Origin of the sequence: Micromonospora sp. NPDC052213 (genome assembly GCF_040679695.1) — a bacterium.
GTDB lineage: Bacteria > Actinomycetota > Actinomycetes > Mycobacteriales > Micromonosporaceae > Micromonospora.
In genome coordinates, this window is record NZ_JBFAVI010000027.1 from 1 (window position 1) to 18,746 (window position 18,746).

The window sequence follows — 18,746 nt, forward strand, 5'->3', positions numbered from 1 at the left end:
CTCGACCCTCGAGCTCGAGGGGGCCGGGGTCGACGCGCTCCGCCCCTGCGGCCCGCCGGGCGCCCCAGTTGATTCGGCGTTCGTTGCTCGACCTGGCCCAGGCATTGCCGTTCCTGCTGCCCAAGGCTGCAGTGTTCGGGGTGTTCGTGCTGGTGCCGTTCGGCTACACGATCCTGCTCACCTTCCAGCAGGGTTCGTTGCTCAGTGGGCTGACCTACGCCGGCCTGGACAACTACCGGACGGTGCTCACCGACACCCTGTTCCGGCAGACCTTGGTCAACACCGCCGTGTTCATGCTCATCTGCGTGCCGGCGACCATCGTGGTGACGCTGCTGGTGGGCATGCTGCTGTCCAGTTCGGTCCGCGGCATGTCCGCCTACCGCACCCTGATCTACCTGCCGTCGTTGCTGTCTATCGTGGCGACCGGGCTGGTCTGGAAGATCATGGTCGACTCCGAGTACGGCCCCGTGAGCAACTTGTTCTCCCAGGTGCTCGGCATCGACGTGCCCTGGCTGACCGACGCCACCGTCACCATGGTCTTCCTCGCCCTGATCACGCTGTGGAGCACCTGCGGATTCTATTCGATCATCTTCATGGCCGGCTTCAACAACATCCCCACCGACGTGCTGGAGGCGGCCCGCATCGACGGCGCGTCCGGCTGGCGGCTGTTCATCAAGATCAAAATGCCACTGATCCGGCCGGTGCTGCAACTGGTGCTCATCCTTGTCACCATCAACAGCATCCAGGTGTTCGACCTGGTGTACGTGCTGACCAACGGCGGTCCGGGCACAGCCACCTACACCGCGATGTGGTACATCTACCAGAGCGCCTTCAACGGTGGGTCCCTGTCGTACGCCGCCACCATGAGCATCGTGCTGCTGCTTGTCACGGCCGTCATCTCGGCAATCTTCATCGGCCGGACCCGATCGGATGGCTCCGACTATGAATGAGGCCCTGACCCGGCGGCGGCGCCGACGGCGCCACTCGGCCGGCGAACTGGTAGGCACCCACGCGGCCGGATTGCTTGCCGTCGTGCTGTGCGCTGGTCCGATCCTGCTGGTCGCCTTGGCGTCGTTCCGGTCAACGTTGTTCTCCGACCTCTCGCCCGCCCCGGAGAACTGGACGCTGGCCAACTACAGTGCGCTGCTCGGCGACCCGGTGGTGCTGCGCTGGATCGTGAACAGCCTCCTGGTCGCCGCCGCGGTCACCGCGCTCACCGTTGCCGTGGACGTGCTGGCCGCCTTCGCCTTCGCGAAGCTGCGCTTCCCGGGCCGGACCGCGGTCTTCGGGATGTTACTGGCCACCCTGATGCTGCCGTTCTCGGTGACCCTGCTCCCGACGTACCTCATTGCCAGCCGGCTGAACCTGGTCGACACCTATGCGGGCCTGATCGTGCCAGCCATTGCCGGGCCATTCGGGGTCTACCTGCTGCGGCAGTTCATCCTCAAGATCCCTGAGTCGCTGATGGACGCGGCGCGCATCGACGGCGCCTCGACCTTGCGGATCTTTCGCAGCGTGGTGCTGCCGCTGTGCCTGCAGCCGATGGCCGTCCTGGCCATCTTCGTCTTCGTCGCCAACTGGAACAGTTTCCTCTGGCCGCTGCTGATTGCGCAGTCGGACGACGTCAAGACGATCCCGGTGGGGATGGCCGTCACCAACACCCAGTTCTCGGTGAACGTCAACGGAATCACAGCGATGGCGATGCTGAGCCTGCTGCCGATGGCGGTGCTGTTCCTGTCCTTCCAACGCTATTTCATCCGGGGCGTGCTGGCCGGGGCGTTCAAGGGTTGAAGCGACGGTAGCGGTACCTCGCCTGGCTTGTCGGGCGCGGGGCGGGCCGCTGTCCGTTCGCTTGTGCTGCTGTCTCGACGTCTCCCATGGAGGCCAAACCGCACGGCCCGGCCGGTGCTGTCACCGCCTCATCCGTACCGCTCGCCAACGCCACCGCGTCCGGGGCCCGCCGGCGTACCCAGCCGGCCTGGCCGCGATCTGGGAGGATGTTGGTGGGGCCACGGTCGGCGTCGAGGCGATCGAGCATCATGCCGAGACCTGCGACCTGCGGGCGTGCGCCTGGTGGCGGGCGGCCAGGAGGTCCACCTTGTCGGTGGAGCCGACATTGCTCCGGGTGCATAGTGGCTCTACGCCACAGTTGTGACTCCTGCCGGCCTGGCCACCGTCCACTGACCGAGCCGAAGGCGTGGCCTGCGGTGGCCCGGAATGTCACTCCGGGGCGAGCGGGTCGGATCGGGTCAGCGGCGGTGGCCGATGTCGGTGGTCTGCCGGCGGGTCGCGAAGCTGTCGGCGACGGTCATCCGGATGCGGCGGGGCCGATCCGGGACGAAGATGTCGATGGTCGCCTTTGCCGGTCCGCCGTTGTCGGTCAGCTCCCAGCCGTTTGGTTCCTCGAATCCCGGGTTGGTCAGAGCGAAACCGATCGACTCCAGGTGGTCGAAGCCCACGTCGACCCGGGCGTTCGTCACGTCTTCGAGGGTCCGCAGGCGGATGGCGAGCGTCGCGGTCGCCTTGCCGGCCAAGAGTGCGGTCAGGTCGATCGGGCCTTGGAGACTGTTCCCCTGGATCCACAGCGGCCACGGCTCGTGGTGGATGTCGCAGCTCCACGCCACCTCGTCGTCGACCAGGATCTCCTTGACGATCCGGCCCTTGCCAGGGGTGCTGGCCGAGAACTCGTCGAAGTGCCAGAACGAGAGCTCGTAGCGGGCCGCGTCCGGATCCGGGTGGATCACCTGGCTGGCCTGAGCCCAGGCGCCGGCCGGGACCGGGATTTCGGACGGGAGGGCCAGGCTCAGCCGGCCGACGCCGTACATCGCCTTGTTGTCGGAGGACAGGGTGGGTGCGTCGTCGAGCTGGGTGCCGTACGCGATGACGCCCGCGATTCGACCCTCCGCCGCGTAGCGCAGGCCGGCGTCGACGACCTCGCGTACGTACGTTTCGTTGGGCCCGAGTTGCGCGGCCAGGAACCGGCCGGCGTAGACGAGCAGCACGAGGTCCAGCCCGCGGGGACCGGTTTTGGCGAGGACCGCGTCGAGTGACCGCTGTACCGAGCTGGCGTCCTGGGTGTTGTTGTTGGGGCCGTCGAGGAAGGGGTAAATCACGCCGTCGATGTGAGAGGCGTACTTGTCGAGGAACGCGTCGTTGAGCGCCACCCGGTAGTAGACGCAGGTGAAGAAGCCGAGGTCAGGGTTGATCTCGCGCTGGAGCTGCTGCATCTTGGCCATGTAGTCCGGCGTGAACAGCTGGGCGTTCACCTCGAACTCGAAGTCGTCGATCGCCCAGGCGGTCAGGTTCGGGTATCGGACCGAGGCCTCGGCGACGGCTCGCGTCCAGGCCAGGTAGTCGGTGAGGTGCGGCCGCGATGCCCGCCCATTCTCGTTCGTCTCGGACGGTGGCACCAGGTACGGCCAGACATCGATGCCGACCTCGGCGGCGGCCGGAAGAAACTCCTCGCACAGGTCGTCCCAGTCCGTTGGGCTGTCCCAGATCCCGAACAGGTACGTATTGACGTGCAGCTCGCGAAGTTTGGCGATCAACGCTGGCGTGTCGATGTGGCGGTAGCCGTCGGCGCGCGGCCGGCTTTCCCGCACCGCGGCGCCGACGGTGTTCCCGCCTACCAGGGCAGCCCGGACACCGCCTGCGGGGATCCATGGACGGGGCCGGTCGTTCGTGTCCGGTGATGGCATGGCCAGCTCCCTCCCGCAGCCGACCATCGGCCCGCGCGGTTGCGTGCCTGACATGCTCGGCTCATCGCTTCGGCATATCAAATTTTAAAACCGAATACCGGATAGACCCTAGGGCCGGTCGGTGACCGGCGCAATGCTTCGGTCAGGCAAGTTCGAACGTCGCCTCCACCTCGACCGGGCTGCCGGTTGGCAGCACGGCGACGCCGATCGCGGCCCGGGCGTGTCGACCCACCTTTGGCCCCAGGACGTCAAGTAGGCACTCGGTCGCCGCGTCGGCCACGAGGTGCTGGTCGGTGAACGCCGGATCGCTGGCCACGTACACGGTCAACCGGACCGTGGCGGCGATCCGGTCGAGGCTGCCGATCTCGGACTGGACGGCGGTGAGGACGTTGAGCGTGCACTGCCAGGCGCACCGGCGGGCCTCGGTCAGGTCGATCTGGGCGCCGACCCGGCCGCTGGCGATCAACCGTCCGTCCGCGCCGACCGCGGTTTGGCCGGAGCTCACCAGTAGGGATCCGGAGCGACCGGTCAAGGCGATGTGGGGGCGTTCGCCGGGCGGGGGTGGCCCGCTCGTCTGCGCGGAGGCCAGGCGTGCGTCGGGAGTCATGACGCTCCTTCGGTTATGGAGAGAAGGACATCGCATACTGGAGAGTTGAGAAGGAGGCTCAGCACGCTCGCGGGCTCGGCCACCTGATGCTTACGGCCCGTACAGTACGGCTCGATGAGGGAGGAATCGGCATGGTGATGCCTGAGCAGGTTGGCGCCGCGGAAGATCGTGCGCCGTCTCCGGCGGTGGATCGTGGATTGACAGTCATCGAGCGGCTGGTGGCCTCGGACGAGGAGATGACTCTCACCGCGTTGGCCAAGGCGACCCGAATTCCTCTGGCGACCTGTGCCAGCATCGTCTACACACTGGAGCGGCGGGGATACGCCGCCCGCCGCGTCGTCGGCCGCAGCCATTTCTGGCGCCCCACCCTGCGCCTCTACGGCCTGGCCAGTCAACTCGTACGCAAGATCGACCTGCCCTCGGTGGCGCAGCCGGAGTTGCGGGCACTCGCCGAAGAGCTCGACATGCCGGCGCACATCGGGGTGCTGGACGGCGCCACGGTCGTCTACCTGGCCAAGGCGGCCACCGGAGGCTTCATCCAGTTGAACACCTACCCCGGGAAGGTGTCGCCGTTCAATCTGACGGCGCTGGGCCGGGCCATCGCCGCGTATCTGCCAGAGGACGAACTCGCCCCGCTGCTGTCGCGGCTGGTCGTCGGACGCGGTCCGGCAGCCGGCGATGGCAGCGCGGCGGCCTTCCGTGCGCTGTTGGACGGAGTCCGGTCCCGTGGCTACGCGGTGGAGGATCAAGAGGAGCAAGCCGAAGTGGCCTGCGTGGCCGCCCCGTTCTTCGATGCGGAGGGGCGGGTCGCCGGCGCGGTCGGGATTACCGGCTTCGCGCGCGACCTGGTGGGGGAGCGGCGGGGCAGGGCAGTGGCGGGCGTACAGCGGGTCGCGGCTCAGGTCTCGCGTCGGCTCGGATGCCCGGCCACGGCATTGCCAGGGCCCGATGTCGTCCCATAGTATTCGGATTTCCGAAGCTTTATCCCGGATGCTGAAGGATGGCGCCCGTGGCGTCTACCGTTCGCTGGGCCGATGCCGATCGTCAGGCGCTGGCCGAACAACTACCCGAGGCAGTCGTCCTACTGCCCGTCGGCGCGACCGAGCAGCACGGCCCGCACCTGCCCACCGGCACCGACGCTCTGATCGCTGAGGCAGTATGCGACGCCGCCGCACGCCAGGCGGCTGCCCGCTCGCCCCGCCCGCTCATCGTGACGCCGGTAATCCCCGTCGGCGCCTCCGAGCACCATCTCCCTTTCGGCGGCACCCTTTCGCTCAGCCCGGAGACGCTGTCGGCGGTGCTGCTCGACCTGGCCCGGTCCGTCGCCATGCAGGGCGGGAGGCGGCTGGTCCTGGTCAACGGGCACGGCGGCAACGTGGGTGTGTGCCATGCCGTCGCCGCGGCTGCCAGCACCCGGTACGGCCTGGCGGTCGGCCACGTCGACTACTGGCGGATGGCCGAGGCCGAACCGGAGGTTCCGGTCCCCGGCCATGCTGGCGAGTTCGAGACCTCGCTGGTTTTGGTCCTGCGCCCGGAGATGGTGGGGGACCGGGCCGGGCGCGGTCGGGTACCCGTGCCGCCTGCGGTGCCGGGCGTAGACCTGCACACCGCCGACGCGTGGCAGGCAATCGACGGATACACCGACCGGCCGGAGGCGGCCGACGCCGACACGGGGCGGCGTCGGTTCGGTCGACTGGTCACACAGCTGGCCGACCGCATCGTCGAGATCGCGAGGGTGTTGTGATCGACTTCCATACACACACGCCGGCTTGGCGCTCCGCCACCTGGCTGGGTGGTACGCCCTTCGGCGCCGACGACTTCGTGGCATTCATGGACACCGTTGGGACGGACCAGGCCGTGGTGCTCAGCCACGACGGTCTGTTCGATCCGCAGCCGGAGGCCAACGACGAGCTGGCCGCCTTCGTTCGGCAGCACCCGGACCGGCTGCACGGATTCGGCACCGTGCCCGTACGCGCACCCGACGCCGCCGCCGAAGTGGACCGCATGATGACCGACCTCGGGCTGCGTGGCCTCAAGCTGCACCCCTGGTTGCAGGGCTTCAGCATGCACGAGCGGTCGCTCGATCCGATCTGCGAGGCGCTCACCGCACACGGCGGCATCCTGCTCAGCCACGACGGCACCCCGCCGTACTCGACGCCGGCGCAGATCGCCGCGCTGGCCCGCCGGCATCCCACACTGCCGGTGGTGCTCGGGCACGGTGGCCTGCACGACTGCTGGCGTGAGGCCCTCGCGCTGACACGTGAGACGGCCAACCTCTACCTGTGCATCTGCGGCACCCCGCCGTACGCAGCGCGGCAGATCCTGGCCGCCGCCCCAGCGCACAAAGTGCTGTTCGGCACCGACGCGGGGCTGTCCGACCGCAAGAGCCAGGACTATGCGGTGGCCCGAGTGGCCGAAATCGACGGGTGGCGTATCACGGACAGCCAGCGTCGGGCCATGCTCGTGGACAACCCGCGGCGGCTCCTGGCCGGGGCGAGCCTGCCGTGAGCGCGAGGAGTGAGCCGGGCTTGCGACCCCCGCAGTTGCGGACGACAGGCGGACCTGCGGCGACCATCGCTGCGGTGCATACCCTGCCGGTCAGCCTGCCGGTGCATCCCCAGCTGGTGGTGCGCGGTGCCCGGGGCGCGCACGACCGCTCGGACTTCCTGCTCGTCCGCGTCATGACCAGTGACGACGTGGCCGGCTACGGCGAGGTGAGCGCCACGCCGCTGTGGAGCGGGGAGGACGGTACCAGCGCCGAGCATTTCATCCGTACGGTGCTGGCGCCGGCCATCGTCGGCCGGTCGCTGACGCCGGTGGGTGCTCTGGAATCGCTGATGGACCGGCTGCTGGCCGGCAACCCATTCACCAAGGCCGGCCTCGCGACCGCGTTGTGGGACGCGTACGCACGAACTCTCGACGTTCCGCTCGCCGTCGCCCTCGGCGGCCCGTACCGGGATCGCGTGCCGATCAAACTGTCCCTGTCCGGCGACGGGGTCGAGCTGGACGAGGTGCACCGGGCCGCCCGGGAGTTGGGCTTCCGAGCGTTCAAGGTCAAGGTCGGGTTAGGGGTCGACGGCGATGTCGCGCGGGTGGCGCGAGCCCGCGAAGTGGTCGGCCCGGAGACCTTCCTCGGGGTGGACGCCAACGGCGGCTGGTCCCGGAGTGAGGCTGTCCGCGCGGTGCGGGAACTCGCCAGCTACGGCGTGAGGTTCGTCGAGCAGCCGGTCGCGTCGAGTGACCTCGCCGGGTTGCGTGCGGTACGCGACATCGGCCTACCGGTGGTTGCCGACGAGGCGGTCTTCGGCCTGTCGGACCTGGTCGCGCTGGTCCGGGCCGAGGCCGCCGACTGCGTGAGCCTGTACGTGGGCAAGAGTGGCGGGCCGGGCCGGGCGTTGGCCATGGGGCAGCTCGCGGCGGCATTCGGCATGGACGTCCTGATCGGATCCAACGGCGAGCTCGGCATCGGCGCCGCGGCCCAGTTGCATGTCGCGTGCGCACTGCCAGCGCTGTCCGCCGAGTTCCCGTCAGACATCATCGGCGCCCACTACTACGCCGAGGACATCCTGGCCCAACGCCTGGACAGCGACGGCACCACCGTCCGGCTCGGCGACCAGCCCGGTCTCGGTGTCGTGCCGCGCCCTGACCTGGTCCACGCCTTTCGATGAAGGACCGGTGAAGCTGTGATTGTCGACGTGCACGCGCACACCCCCACCCACCGAGACGCGGTGCCGCCCGAGGAGCGGCGGGTGTTCACCGGATGGCGGACAGATCGCCCGGTGGTCACCACCAACTCCTGGGACGACTACGCCGAGGCGATGGCCGCGGCGGACGTCTCCATCGTGTTCAACATCGCGGTGCCCGACCCGCTGGCCGCCACCGGGATGCCGTACCCGCCGGAGCGGACCAACGACGCGACAGCCGAGTTCGTGGCGGCCGATCCTGCCCGCCGGATCGGCTTCATGTCGGTCAACCCGCTGGCCACGGACGTCTTCGAGGAGGCGGAGCGGTGCCGGGAGCTGGGCCTGGTTGGGGTAAAGCTGGGCCCGAACTACCAGAACTTCGATCCGCTGTGTGAGCGGGCGCTGGCCTTCTACGCCTGGTGCGAGCGGTTGGGCCTACCGATCCTGTTCCATCAGGGCGCCTCACCAATCCGCGCCGCCCCGCTTCGGTACACCTATCCGTTGGTGACCGACGAGATCGCGATGCGGTTCCCGGAGCTGCGGATCGTCATGGCGCACATGGGCCACCCATGGGGCAAGGAGACCGTGGTGACCATCCGTAAGCATCCGCACGTATACGCCGATGTCTCCTCGATCTACCTGCGACCCTGGGTCTGTTACGAGTCGCTGTTGGCCGCGGTCGAGTGGGGTTGTGCGCACAAGCTGCTGCTCGGATCGGACTTCCCCGTCGCCAACACCGCCGAGGCGATCGCCGGCCTGCGCGGTGTGAACGGGATTCTGGACGGGACCAGCCTGCCCCGAGTGCCGGCGGAGCTGATCGAGCAGATCATCCATGCCGACGCCCTGGGCGCGCTGGGCCTTCCCCGGCCGGTCGCCGCTGGCGTGGCGCCGGCCGACCGGGAGACGAGTGGCACCACCTCGGCGAGCGCGAGAGGCCAGCGGTGATCATCGACGCGCACGTGCGGCTGGGCCGCGGCCGCGAGGTGTCCCTCGACGTGGCCGACCTGCTGTCCACCATGGATGAACTGGGCATCGACCGGGCGCTGGTGGCACCGGATGAGCGCTGCGTGGCGTACCACAACCGGGCGGGCAACGAGCTGGTGACCACCGCTGCAAAGGAGTCGGCCGGGCGGCTGGTGCCGTACGCCGTGGCGAACCCGTGGCGCGGCACCGAGGCGGTGCGAGAGCTGGCTCGGGCCCGGGACGCGGGCGCTCGGGCGTTGCACGTGGACAGTGTGCTTCAAGGGTTCGATTTGCTCGACGGCCTGGTGGATGCCTTGCTGGAGTTTGCTGCGGACAACGGCTGGCTGGTCTACGTGCGCACCGGCACGCCACCGAACGCGTTGCCGCTGACGCTGGCGTCGCTGGCCCTGCGGTATCCGCAGATCCCGTTCGTGATGGGGCGCAGTGGGGCGACCGACTTCTGGATCGACGCCGCGCCCGCGTTGCGGCATGCGCCCAACCTCTATGGGGACACCTGTTACGCCCCCTGGGACACGGTGCTCACCGAACTTGGCGCCGATCCCGCGATCGGGATGTCACGGCTGGTGTTCTCCACCGACGCGCCCTACACGGTGCCCAGGGCCGAGCTGACCCGGGTGCTGGACTGGCCGATCGACAGTTCGGCGCGGGAGCAGGTGCTCGGGGGCAACATCGCCCGACTGCTCGGCTGAGCATATCGGCCGCGGTTGTTTCCGTTTGGCACAGCCCATAGCATATCCATAAATCAAGATATGTTTTCGAAATGTCGGATGAACTGTCGGGCGAGGGTGCCGGCGCGGCACAACGAGGATGGTGGGCGGGTAGATGAGTGTTTCCCCAGCGACGGTCTCGCGTGACGAGCCCGCACCCGACCCGTCACCGCGACCGCACGACCCGACTGCGCTGGTACGTGGCGTGTCACCGGTGCTCGAGGTGCCTTTCACCGCAGCCGGGGACATCGACGTCGACGGCTTCCGCCGGGTGGTGCGCTACGTCCTGGGCACCGGTGTGAGCAGCATGATGTTCCCCGGCTTCGCCTCAGAGTTCTACAAGCTCGCCGAGGACGAACGACGGACCCTGACCGCCGTGCTGCTCGCCGAAACCGGCCCTCGGGCGGATGTGGCAGCCATCGTCGCGGTGCAGGACCACGCCACCCGTCTCGCAGTGGCCCGGGCCCGCGAGGTGGTTGAGGCCGGCGCGGACCTGATCAACCTGCTGCCTCCGCACTTCCTGACGCCGTCCCGCCAAGCCCTGGTCGACCACGTCCGGGCGGTGCTCGACGCGGTTGCTCCCACCCCGGTCGTGCTTCAGTACGCGCCCACTGAGACCGGGACCAGCCTGGACGATTCGACCCTGGCCGCGATCGCCGCGGCTCATCCGAACCTGCGCCTGGTCAAAGTGGAGTCCAGCCCGCCCGGCCGGCTGATCGGAGAACTCGCCGCACTCGATCCGCCGCTGCCGGCCATCGAGGGGTATGCCGGGGTGCAGCTACCCGACGCCATCCGCCGGGGAGCGGTGGGCACCCAGCCCGGCTGCTCGTTCACGGAGATCTACGTGGAGATCTGGCGGCGGTTCGCCAGCGGCGACGAGGCCGGCGGGGAGGATCTGCACCGTCGGCTGCTGCCGTACATCTCGTACTGGATGCTCGACACCGAAATCATCATCGCTGCGGAGAAGCGCATCTCGTACCGACGCGGCCTGATCGCCAGCGACCTGTGCAGGGCCCCGGCGCACCAGCTGGACGCCGAGGAACGGCGCGTCATCGACCGCTTCCTGGCCGAGTTCGCCGATCTGTTGCCGAACCTGTCCGGCTGACCCCCGACACGCGATCTGCCCGGCGCGGGCGATCCCGGCGCCGGGCACACTGTCTCCAGCAGCGAGGAGGGCCCCTGATGGACGGGTCAGCAGCGACGACCGCACTGGTCACCGGAGCCGGTGGGGACATCGGCATCGCGATCGCCCGGGAGTTGGCCGCCGCCGGCCACCACGTGCTGGTCACCGATCTGGATCTGGACCGGGCCCGCGTGGCCGCCGACCAGGTGCCCGGAGCCACCGCCGCCGAGCTCGACGTGCGGTCCACGGCCGGCGTACGCCGCACGATCGGCGAGTTGGCCGAGGCGTACGGTCCGCTCGCGGTCCTGGTCAACAACGCGGCGGTCTGCGCCAACGAGCGGTTCGAGAGCATCGACGAGTCGGTCTGGTCGGTGGACCTGGACGTGGTACTGGGCGGCGCGATCCGGATGTGTCAGGCCGTGCTGCCGGCGATGCGGGAGGCCGGCCGGGGAGCGGTGGTCAACGTCGCGTCCGTCAACGGCCACCGTTACTTCGGCAACGACGTCTACAGCGCGGCGAAGGCGGGACTGCTGAACCTCACTCGGGCTCTGGCGGTCCAGTACGGCCGCTTCGGCGTCCGGATCAACTCGGTGTCCCCGGGCACGATCGCCACCGTCGGCTGGCAGGACCGGCTGCGCATCCATCCGGAGGCGCTGGAGACCGCCAAGCGGTGGTACCCGATGGGCCAGGTCGGCACCCCGCAGAACGTGGCGGACGCCGTCGCGTTCCTGGCCTGCGACCGGGCCGCCTGGATCACCGGGATCGACCTGCCGGTGGACGGCGGGTTGCTCGCCGGCACGCACGCCCTCGCCCTCGACATCGGCGCCGAGACCGTGTAGGGACGCCCCTGTCGATGCCGCGGGTCGGGTTCGAACCCACGGATCCCCTTCAGGAACGTCCGTGCCGAGGCGCCTCCGTCCCGGGCCAGGGTGTTTGCCCACACCGAGCGCCACCGCCCTGCGGTCAGCCAGGCGCCGGCGTTGTCCGCGGTGATACCACCGGTCGGCACCACCGGAAGGTAGGGCAACGCCTGTAGGACCGCGGCCAGGTCGGCTGGCTGCCAACTGCTGGCGGGAAAGAGCTTCACCGCGTCCGCGTTGGCGGCCAGCGCAGTGGGCATCTCGGTCGGGGTGGCGCAGCCCGCGGATCACCGCCGCCCCGGAGCGCAGGCCGGTCCGCAGCACCTCGACGTCCAGGGTGGGGCTGACCAGGAAACTGGCACCCGCGCTGAGCGCGGCGCGGGCCGCCGGGCGTCCAGCAGGGTGCCGGCGCCGAGCACCGCACCGGAGGGCACCTCGTCCGCCAGTTCAGCGATCGCGTCGAGGGCGCCCGGGGTGGTCAGGGAAACCTCCACCGCGTCGCCGGCAACCTGAACGCGCGCCGCAGCCACGGCGGCGGCCTCGGCCAGCGCGGCTCGCAGCGGCAACCCCCGCCGTACGGCCGACAACCAGCCGGCGGTGAAGGCGTCCCCGGCACCCACCGGGTCCACTGCCGCGCCCGGTATCGCGGGTTGGTAAACCACGGTGCCGCCGTCGCTGCCGACCGCGCCGCGTACCCCGTCCTTCACGGTCACCCATCGGGCACCCTGCGCGTGCAGCCAGGCCACCGGGTCGTCCCCGCCACCGCGCAGGGCAGCCTCGTCGCGCCCGGTGGTGACCGGATCCGCGCCGGCCACCAGCGGCATCAGCGCCTCCCGCCAGGCGTTCCGGTCGCCGAGCCGCAGCCGTACGTTCGGGTCAACGCTGATCAGCGCACCCGCGGACCGGGCGGCGTCCACCGCCGCGTGGGTCGCTGCCCGGGCGGACCGGGACAGCATCGGCGTGATTCCACTGACGTGCAGCATCCGGACACCGGTCCAGTCGGCCGGCAGATCACCAGATTCGAGCGCCGAGCCGGCACTGCCCGCCCGGGCATAGTGCACGGTGATCGGACGCTCGGCCAGGCAGTCGCGAACCAGCAGACCGGTGGGACGGTCCCGGTCGATCCGCGCCGCGGCCACGTCGACACCCTCGCCACGCAGCACCCGGCGTACGCTCGCGCCGAACGGGTCGTCGCCGACCCGGCCGACGGATGCGACCCGGTATCCGAGCCGGGCGAGGCCCACAGCGACGATGCTCTCCGCCGGCCACAGTGGCGGTGAGGCCGGTGGCGTACGACAGCGGCACGCCCGGGTGGCCGACCATCGCCACCACGGCCTCGCCCAGGGCCACCGCCTCGTTGGTCACGTCCGCACCTGCCGCTGCGCCTGAGGGTTGGCGCAGAAGTGCAGCGGTTCCCCGCGTAGGTACCGACCCACCTCACCAGCGGCTATGTGAGCAGCGTTGGTAGCAGTCTGCTTGCTTGCTCCAGCCAGATGCGGCGTCATGACGATGTTGTGCGTCCTGAGTAGGCGGGAGTCGGCAGGGATCGGCTCCAGCGGAAAGACGTCGAAGGCGGCGCCGAAGAGATGCCCGCTGTCGAGTGCGTCGCAGACGGCGTCGTAGTCGAGCAGCGCTGCTCGTGCGCAGTTGACGATTATCGATCCTGCCGGCATCAACGCCAGTTGGGCGGCCCCGATCATCTTCGTGGTCTCAGGCGTGACCCGGGCGTGCAGAGACACGATGCTCGACCGGGCGAGCAGATCGTCGAGTGAGGTCAGTTCGGCGATATCAGGCATCTGGCGCTGGTCGACGTACGGGTCGTACACCAGAACGCGGGCGTCGAACCCGCGCAGCATTCGGGCGATGCGGCTGCCGACGGCGCCGAACCCGACCAGCCCGACCGTGCAGCCGTTCAGCTCCGGTCCGACGCTGTCGTATCGGTAGTAGTCGCCACGCCACACGCCGCTGGTCAGGTCCTGATGTATTGGTGGAATGCGCCGGACGACAGCGAGGATCATGGCCAGCGTGTGTTCCGCAGTGGCAGCAGCGTTGCGCCCGGGGGCGGAACAGACCGCTACACCCCGCTCGGTGGCGGCCTCCAGGTTGACGTTCACCGGTCCACCTCTGGTGACACACACCAGTTTCAGGTCGGGGGCGGCGGTCAACACCCTCCTGGTCAACGGCGCCATCTGCGTGACGCAGATGTGGACGCCCCGCAGAGCCTCGATCAGTTCGTCCTCGGTGCCGCTGGCCTCGTCAACCTCCGCGACGGGTCCAAACGGCTCTACCGGCCACGGCAGCGACAGCTGGCGTATGTCGATCCCGTCAGGGGCCGCGCCGCGCACCGCGTCGACGAGCAAATCGCTGAGGACGAACTGGTCACCGGCGGCGAGCAGGCGAATCGTCACTGTCAACTCCAAGGCGATCGGTCAGGGGACTGGTGCCTGGTGATCGCAGCGTTGAACCGGATCAGCGAGAAGTGGTCGTGGGACAGCCGGACCTCGGAGATGGCGCAGTTGTCGATCACGGGGAACAGCCGCCGGTACTCCCGTAGCGGCACTCCCATGAGGTGACACAGGGCCAGGCGAATGACGGTCCCGTGCGCGACCACCAGCACGCGGCGGTCCGGATGTTGGGTTGCGATGTCGTTCAGGCATTCGGTGAACCGCTGCGCTGCAGCCACGGGGGACTCGCCGTCGGGGAGATGATTGGCAACCGGATCGGCGTGGAAAGCCTGAAGTGCATCGGGGAAGCGGTCACCCATCTCCGCCCGAGTTAGTCCTTCCCCGGCACCGAAGTCCAGCTCGCGCAGGCGGGCGTCGACCGCCAGTGTGGCACCGGCCGCCTGCGCACATGGTCGTGCTGTCAGCTGGGCTCGGCCGAGTGTCGAGGTCCATACGCTTGCCAGCTGCGCCGTCGCCGCCCAGCTGGCAAGCTGCGCGGCCTGCTCGTTCCCGCGCCCGGTGAGCGGGACCTCACTGACTCCGGCGTACCTGTTCTCGGCGTGCCAGATGGTCTCGCCGTGACGCGCGAGCACGATGGTTGTCACCTCGTTGTCCTTTCCCGCGCGTGCGCGGCCGTGGTCGACAGCAACCAGCCATGCTGCTCGAGCGTCTCGACCAGCCGGAGGTATCCGGCACGGAAACGGCCGAACGAGTTCGGGCGTGGCTCGATGACCACCCCGACGCGCACCATGTCCGCGGCGGCGGCCACCGGGTCCCGGTGTGAGCCGGCGGCGAGGACCGCCATGCCCAGCGCCGGCTCCGCGTTCTCCGGCAGCACCACCGGCCGCTCGAGGATGTCCGCCCGCAGCTGGTTCCAGTAGCGGTTACGGGTGGCACCGCCGGTCAGCACGAGGTCACCGTCGAGTGGTGCGCCGAGGAGGTCGAGGTAGTCGAAGCAGAGCCGTTCCATGTATCCGACACCCTGGAGCATGGCGGCGAATCGTTCGGCTTCGCCCCTTGGTTCGCCGGCGAGGAAGCCTCGAGCACCCGGGGCCACAAACGGGAAGCGTTCTCCCGCGGAGACCAGCGGATAGCACACCGGCACCGCAGGTTCGTACGAGCGGGCCGCGCGGGTCAGTGCGTCGAGGTCGTCCCCCGGAAACTCACGTGCGATCACCCCCGCACCGGAGCTGGAGGCGCCGCCGGGTAGCCACGTCCCGTTCGGGCCGCGGTGGGAGTAGACAGCGCCGGCAGGGTCGTGGATCGGCTCCTGGGTGACGCCTTTGAGAACCAGCGTGGTGCCGAGCACGGAGTTCCAGCTGCCGATGTGCAGGGCTCCGGAAGCGAGTTGGGCCGCGCAACCGTCGGTCATGCCGGCGAACACCGGTGTGCCGAACGGGATGCCCGTCTCATCGGCGGCGGTGGCGCAAACGGCGCCGATCCGGGTACCTGGTGTGACCAATGGGGGTAGCAGGTTGTTCGGCACGCCGAGTGCCTCGTACACGGCCAGTGGCCAGGCGCCCGTGACAAGATCCGCCCCGGTCTTCAGCGCGTTGCTCAGATCGGTCGCCACCTCGTGTCCGACCAGCCGTCGGTTGACGACGTCGCTCTGGTGCGCAAGCCGTGTCGCGTCCTGAGCACGCGGGTGATGACGCAGCAGCCAGACCAATTTCGGCAGGGCCCACGCCGGCTGCATCCGTTGGTATCCCAGAGCCGCCCAGGTAGCGGCGCCGGCCTCGTTGGCGAGGGCGGCTTCCTCGGTTGCCCGTGTGTCGTCGTACATGATGCCCGTCGTGACGGGTTCGCCCGTCGCTCCGAGCAGGAGCAGTGTCCCGGAGGTCGCGGCGACGGCGACTCCCCTCACGGTGCCCGGTGGGACGTTGCTCAACGCCTGACGTGTGGCGGTAGCGACCGCGGGCCACCACTGCGTCGGATCCTGCTCGTGGCGGTTCTGCTCGCGCCGGCTGACCAGCGTCGCGCTGCCCCTGCCCACGACCTCGCCCCGCCCGGTGACAGCGAGCGCGCGGACGCTTTGCGTGCCTAGATCGACGCCGACAAACACGTCGCCGAACTCACATGGCATCACGGTTCGCCTCCCCCCGCAGTGAGGCCAGTCGGGGCCAGCCCTCCGCCGCGTGCTGCCTCAGGTGCAGGAAGCAGTCGAACAGCTCGGTGTATCGAGGTGCCAGGGTCGGGTCCGGTTCTAACGTGTCGCGGACGACGACATGCCGCGCCACCGCCTCCTCCGCACTGGCTACGGCGCCAGTGGCGACCTTTCCCATGATGAACGCGCCACGGGCGCCGGTCTCAGTATCGACGCAACGCCGTACCGGCAGGCCCACCACGTCGGCTATCAGTTGTGCCCATGTCCCGTTGGCCGCGCCACCACCGCAGAGCCGTAACTCGGTCGCGGTCACCGTCGAGGCGGCGAGGCAATCGCGGATGACGAGAGTGAGCCCTTCCACCACGGCACGAGCGATGTCCTTTCGATCGTGTTCCATCGAGAGCCCGAGGAACGCGCCGCTGGCCCGTGGTTCGAAGAACGGCGCACGTTCCCCTGCCGGGGACAGGTACGGCAGGCACACGAGACCGGAGGCACCGGGGTCCGTTTGGCCAGCGAGCTCGAACAGTTGGCTGGGCTCGTCGACGCCGAGCAGTTCGCACGCCCACGTGAGCACCTCCGTGCCGGCCAGCGTCGGCGTCGCCCTCAGGTGCCGCCCTGGCAGGCCAAGCGCGACCGTCAGCCCGAGCGGCTCATCGCCGAGCGCCAGCTGGTCGGTCACCACTTGGGTGCACAGCGTCGTCCCGAGGATGCTGCACGCTTGTCCCGGCCGTACCACGCCGGCGCCGATCGCCGTCGAAGCGATGTCGTACGGTGCGGCTACCACCGGTGTCCCAGGGGCGAGGCCGACCTCAGCTGCGACCGCGTCGCGCAGCGGTGCGACCCGCCGACCATCGCCGGCGACCGATGGCAGGAGGCGTTCAGCCCACGCCATGTCGAACAGGTCGAGCAGCCGCCGGTCGTAGCGACCGCTACGAGGATTCCCGAACGGGGCCGAGGCGTCCGATTCCTCCATGACCACCACACCGGACAGCTGGGCGAACAGCCAGCCCCCACAGGTGAGCACGGCAGTCGAGGCTGCCAGCCGGCCGGGGTCGTGTGCGTGCATCCAGCTGAGAATCGCGTTGGGCAGTCCGGCGAAGGTCACTGAGCCGTTGAGGCGGAACGCCTCGGCGAGCAGCCCGGCGTCCGCCCAGCGCTCGACGATCCCCGCGGCCCTGCTGTCGTTCCATAGCACGGCGGGCCCGGTGGGAGCACCGGTGCCGTCGATCAGCCAGCAGCCGTCGCCCTGAGCGGTCACCCCGAGGAACTCGATCTGTCCGGGCAGCCGGTGGGCAACGGAGCGTACCGCCCGGAACGCCGCCTCCCTGACCTGTGTCATGTCCTGCTCGACCCAGCCCGACCGCGGGCGCCGCACATGGGCGGGTTCCCGTACGACGACGACCTCCCGGCCGCCGTCGTCGTAACCCGCTGCCTTGATCATGGTCGTACCGGCGTCGACGCAGATGACAGACACCTGTCCTCCATTGGTCACCGAGGGGCCGGCTGCCCGATGTTCGTTGACGGCGAGGGCGCGCGTCAGACGAGCGGACCGCGCGCCCTGGATCACCAGTAGAAGCTGCTGATGATCCAACGGGCGCGGTCGCAGCCAAACGCCCGGTGCCTACTGTGCGTACACCTCCAGCTCCACAAGGGTGGAGTAGGCGTATCCGTTGGTGGCTAGCATGTTGATGCGTACGGCGCTCGCCGTGACAGGCGGGAAGCTGGAGCTGTAGCGGCCGGCGGTGTGCCCCCGCACCTGCGCGACCGTTTGCCATCCCGCGTCGGTCAGTGCTTGGACATCCCAGTCCTTGAGCGAGAACCGCCTGTCGGCATGGGTGAAAAGGTCGACGCGGCCGATCGTCTCCGGCTTCCTGATCGTCACTTGCACCTGATCGGGGAACTCGCCGGGGGTAGCGTCGGCCCAAGCCGTCGCCGGCCTGTTGTAACCCAGCAGGGTGTAGGTGTGGTTCCCGTCGACGGCGCCGCAGGGAGACAACGTCCCGCCGGTCGAGGTTGCCGTGGTCTCCTGGCCGAGGGCGAAGTTGCGACCGGGGTCGTTGGGCGGCTCCGACACGACGACCGGCACGGTGACCCGCTGGCGTCCCGCCTCCAGGAGGATCGGGTACTCACCGGGCGGAATGTCCCGAGGCACGGTGACCTCGACCGGCGCGGTGGCGTCGTAGTCCGGTGGAACGTACGTGGGAATGACCGTGTCCGAAACCCGCAGCGGCGTCGTGGCGCGGACGAAGGCGGTGGCATAGGTCGGCTCGCCGGACTGGTTGTGGAATCCGACCATCAGCAGGGTCGGCAGGCACGGGTGCGGCAGCAGGTCCAGGCGCTGCGGTGACGCCGAGATCGAGACTGCGGGTTCCTTCTGACCGCCGGCCCGCGCGTTGGTGCCCTGGCTGCCGGACATAACCGCGACCAGCGGCGCCACGACAAGCAGCGCCACCCCGAACCGCTTCTTGCTGGTGGTATCGACAAAACTGAGCACGCTTACCTCCCGTTCATTTCTCTGCCGAGGGGTCACCCCGGC

18 protein-coding genes are annotated in these 18,746 nt (G+C 69.3%); 10 read left to right on the top strand and 8 right to left on the bottom strand.

Going from position 1 to position 18,746, the window contains the following annotated elements; genetic code table 11:
• Nucleotides 1-68 precede the first annotated feature (68 nt).
• On the top strand, nt 69-950 hold the full coding sequence (locus tag AB0L34_RS09810; protein WP_363703482.1) for a sugar ABC transporter permease: 882 nt from the start codon (nt 69-71) through the stop codon (nt 948-950).
• Nucleotides 943-1,791: a carbohydrate ABC transporter permease gene (locus AB0L34_RS09815; RefSeq protein ID WP_363703484.1), complete on the top strand. Its 849-nt coding sequence runs from the start codon at nt 943-945 to the stop codon at nt 1,789-1,791. Before AB0L34_RS09810 ends, AB0L34_RS09815 begins: the two co-directional genes overlap by 8 nt.
• A 458-nt stretch (nt 1,792-2,249) precedes the next feature.
• Here AB0L34_RS09815 and AB0L34_RS09820 read toward each other — a convergent pair whose 3' ends face one another.
• Both AB0L34_RS09820 and AB0L34_RS09825 read right to left on the bottom strand, forming a co-directional pair.
• A complete protein-coding gene (locus AB0L34_RS09820) occupies nt 2,250-3,602 on the bottom strand; it encodes a hypothetical protein (RefSeq protein ID WP_363703486.1) in 1,353 nt (450 codons plus the stop codon).
• Between the two features lie 238 nt (nt 3,603-3,840).
• Entirely contained in the window at nt 3,841-4,341 is a 501-nt protein-coding gene (locus tag AB0L34_RS09825) for a RidA family protein (protein WP_363703488.1), read from the bottom strand.
• A gap of 95 nt (nt 4,342-4,436) precedes the next feature.
• On the opposite strand from AB0L34_RS09825, the gene AB0L34_RS09830 reads away from it, so the two are divergent.
• The 8 genes from AB0L34_RS09830 (at nt 4,437) to AB0L34_RS09865 (ending at nt 11,641) form a co-directional block, all read left to right on the top strand.
• A complete protein-coding gene (locus tag AB0L34_RS09830) occupies nt 4,437-5,267 on the top strand; it encodes an IclR family transcriptional regulator (protein WP_363703490.1) in 831 nt (276 codons plus the stop codon).
• Between the two features lie 38 nt (nt 5,268-5,305).
• Nucleotides 5,306-6,049 (top strand): creatininase family protein, encoded by a 744-nt coding sequence (locus tag AB0L34_RS09835; RefSeq protein ID WP_363703492.1) that lies wholly within the window; start codon nt 5,306-5,308, stop codon nt 6,047-6,049.
• On the top strand, nt 6,046-6,813 hold the full coding sequence (locus AB0L34_RS09840) for an amidohydrolase family protein (protein WP_363703494.1): 768 nt from the start codon (nt 6,046-6,048) through the stop codon (nt 6,811-6,813). The genes AB0L34_RS09835 and AB0L34_RS09840 overlap by 4 nt, the downstream gene beginning before the upstream one ends.
• A 74-nt stretch (nt 6,814-6,887) precedes the next feature.
• On the top strand, nt 6,888-7,973 hold the full coding sequence (locus tag AB0L34_RS09845; protein ID WP_363703496.1) for an enolase C-terminal domain-like protein: 1,086 nt from the start codon (nt 6,888-6,890) through the stop codon (nt 7,971-7,973).
• A gap of 15 nt (nt 7,974-7,988) precedes the next feature.
• On the top strand, nt 7,989-8,933 hold the full coding sequence (locus AB0L34_RS09850; protein WP_363703498.1) for an amidohydrolase family protein: 945 nt from the start codon (nt 7,989-7,991) through the stop codon (nt 8,931-8,933).
• Nucleotides 8,930-9,661: an amidohydrolase family protein gene (locus AB0L34_RS09855; protein ID WP_363703500.1), complete on the top strand. Its 732-nt coding sequence runs from the start codon at nt 8,930-8,932 to the stop codon at nt 9,659-9,661. Before AB0L34_RS09850 ends, AB0L34_RS09855 begins: the two co-directional genes overlap by 4 nt.
• A gap of 133 nt (nt 9,662-9,794) precedes the next feature.
• The gene (locus AB0L34_RS09860) at nt 9,795-10,784 is read left to right on the top strand and encodes a dihydrodipicolinate synthase family protein (RefSeq protein WP_363703501.1); all 990 of its coding nucleotides are present in this window, start codon (nt 9,795-9,797) and stop codon (nt 10,782-10,784) included.
• A 77-nt stretch (nt 10,785-10,861) separates the two neighbouring features.
• Entirely contained in the window at nt 10,862-11,641 is a 780-nt protein-coding gene (locus AB0L34_RS09865; RefSeq protein ID WP_363703503.1) for an SDR family oxidoreductase, read from the top strand.
• Nucleotides 11,642-11,949: 308 nt separating this feature from the next.
• Here AB0L34_RS09865 and AB0L34_RS09870 read toward each other — a convergent pair whose 3' ends face one another.
• The 6 genes from AB0L34_RS09870 to AB0L34_RS09895 form a co-directional block, all read right to left on the bottom strand.
• On the bottom strand, nt 11,950-12,906 hold the full coding sequence (locus AB0L34_RS09870; protein ID WP_363703505.1) for a PfkB family carbohydrate kinase: 957 nt from the start codon (nt 12,904-12,906) through the stop codon (nt 11,950-11,952).
• 117 nt (nt 12,907-13,023) lie between these two features.
• Nucleotides 13,024-14,070, bottom strand: coding sequence for a 2-hydroxyacid dehydrogenase (locus AB0L34_RS09875; RefSeq protein ID WP_363703507.1), 1,047 nt, complete (start codon nt 14,068-14,070; stop codon nt 13,024-13,026).
• 2 nt (nt 14,071-14,072) lie between these two features.
• The gene (locus AB0L34_RS09880; RefSeq protein WP_363703509.1) at nt 14,073-14,711 is read right to left on the bottom strand and encodes a histidine phosphatase family protein; all 639 of its coding nucleotides are present in this window, start codon (nt 14,709-14,711) and stop codon (nt 14,073-14,075) included.
• A complete protein-coding gene (locus AB0L34_RS09885) occupies nt 14,708-16,189 on the bottom strand; it encodes an FGGY family carbohydrate kinase (RefSeq protein ID WP_363703511.1) in 1,482 nt (493 codons plus the stop codon). The genes AB0L34_RS09880 and AB0L34_RS09885 overlap by 4 nt, the downstream gene beginning before the upstream one ends.
• The gene (locus tag AB0L34_RS09890; protein ID WP_363703513.1) at nt 16,179-17,777 is read right to left on the bottom strand and encodes an FGGY-family carbohydrate kinase; all 1,599 of its coding nucleotides are present in this window, start codon (nt 17,775-17,777) and stop codon (nt 16,179-16,181) included. The genes AB0L34_RS09885 and AB0L34_RS09890 overlap by 11 nt, the downstream gene beginning before the upstream one ends.
• 54 nt (nt 17,778-17,831) lie before the next feature.
• On the bottom strand, nt 17,832-18,704 hold the full coding sequence (locus tag AB0L34_RS09895; protein ID WP_363703515.1) for a discoidin domain-containing protein: 873 nt from the start codon (nt 18,702-18,704) through the stop codon (nt 17,832-17,834).
• Between the last annotated feature and the right edge of the window lie 42 nt (nt 18,705-18,746).

What these genes read in the sequence shown, in the direction of transcription:
- AB0L34_RS09835 (WP_363703492.1), top strand. Translation starts at nt 5,306, where the DNA reads ATGGCGCCCGTGGCGTCTACCGTTCGCTGGGCCGATGCCGATCGTCAG.
- AB0L34_RS09860 (WP_363703501.1), top strand. Translation starts at nt 9,795, where the DNA reads ATGAGTGTTTCCCCAGCGACGGTCTCGCGTGACGAGCCCGCACCCGAC.
- AB0L34_RS09865 (WP_363703503.1), top strand. Translation starts at nt 10,862, where the DNA reads ATGGACGGGTCAGCAGCGACGACCGCACTGGTCACCGGAGCCGGTGGG.
- AB0L34_RS09830 (WP_363703490.1), top strand. Translation starts at nt 4,437, where the DNA reads ATGGTGATGCCTGAGCAGGTTGGCGCCGCGGAAGATCGTGCGCCGTCT.
- AB0L34_RS09825 (WP_363703488.1), bottom strand. Translation starts at nt 4,341, where the DNA reads ATGCGATGTCCTTCTCTCCATAACCGAAGGAGCGTCATGACTCCCGAC.
- AB0L34_RS09815 (WP_363703484.1), top strand. Translation starts at nt 943, where the DNA reads ATGAATGAGGCCCTGACCCGGCGGCGGCGCCGACGGCGCCACTCGGCC.
- AB0L34_RS09885 (WP_363703511.1), bottom strand. Translation starts at nt 16,189, where the DNA reads ATGCCATGTGAGTTCGGCGACGTGTTTGTCGGCGTCGATCTAGGCACG.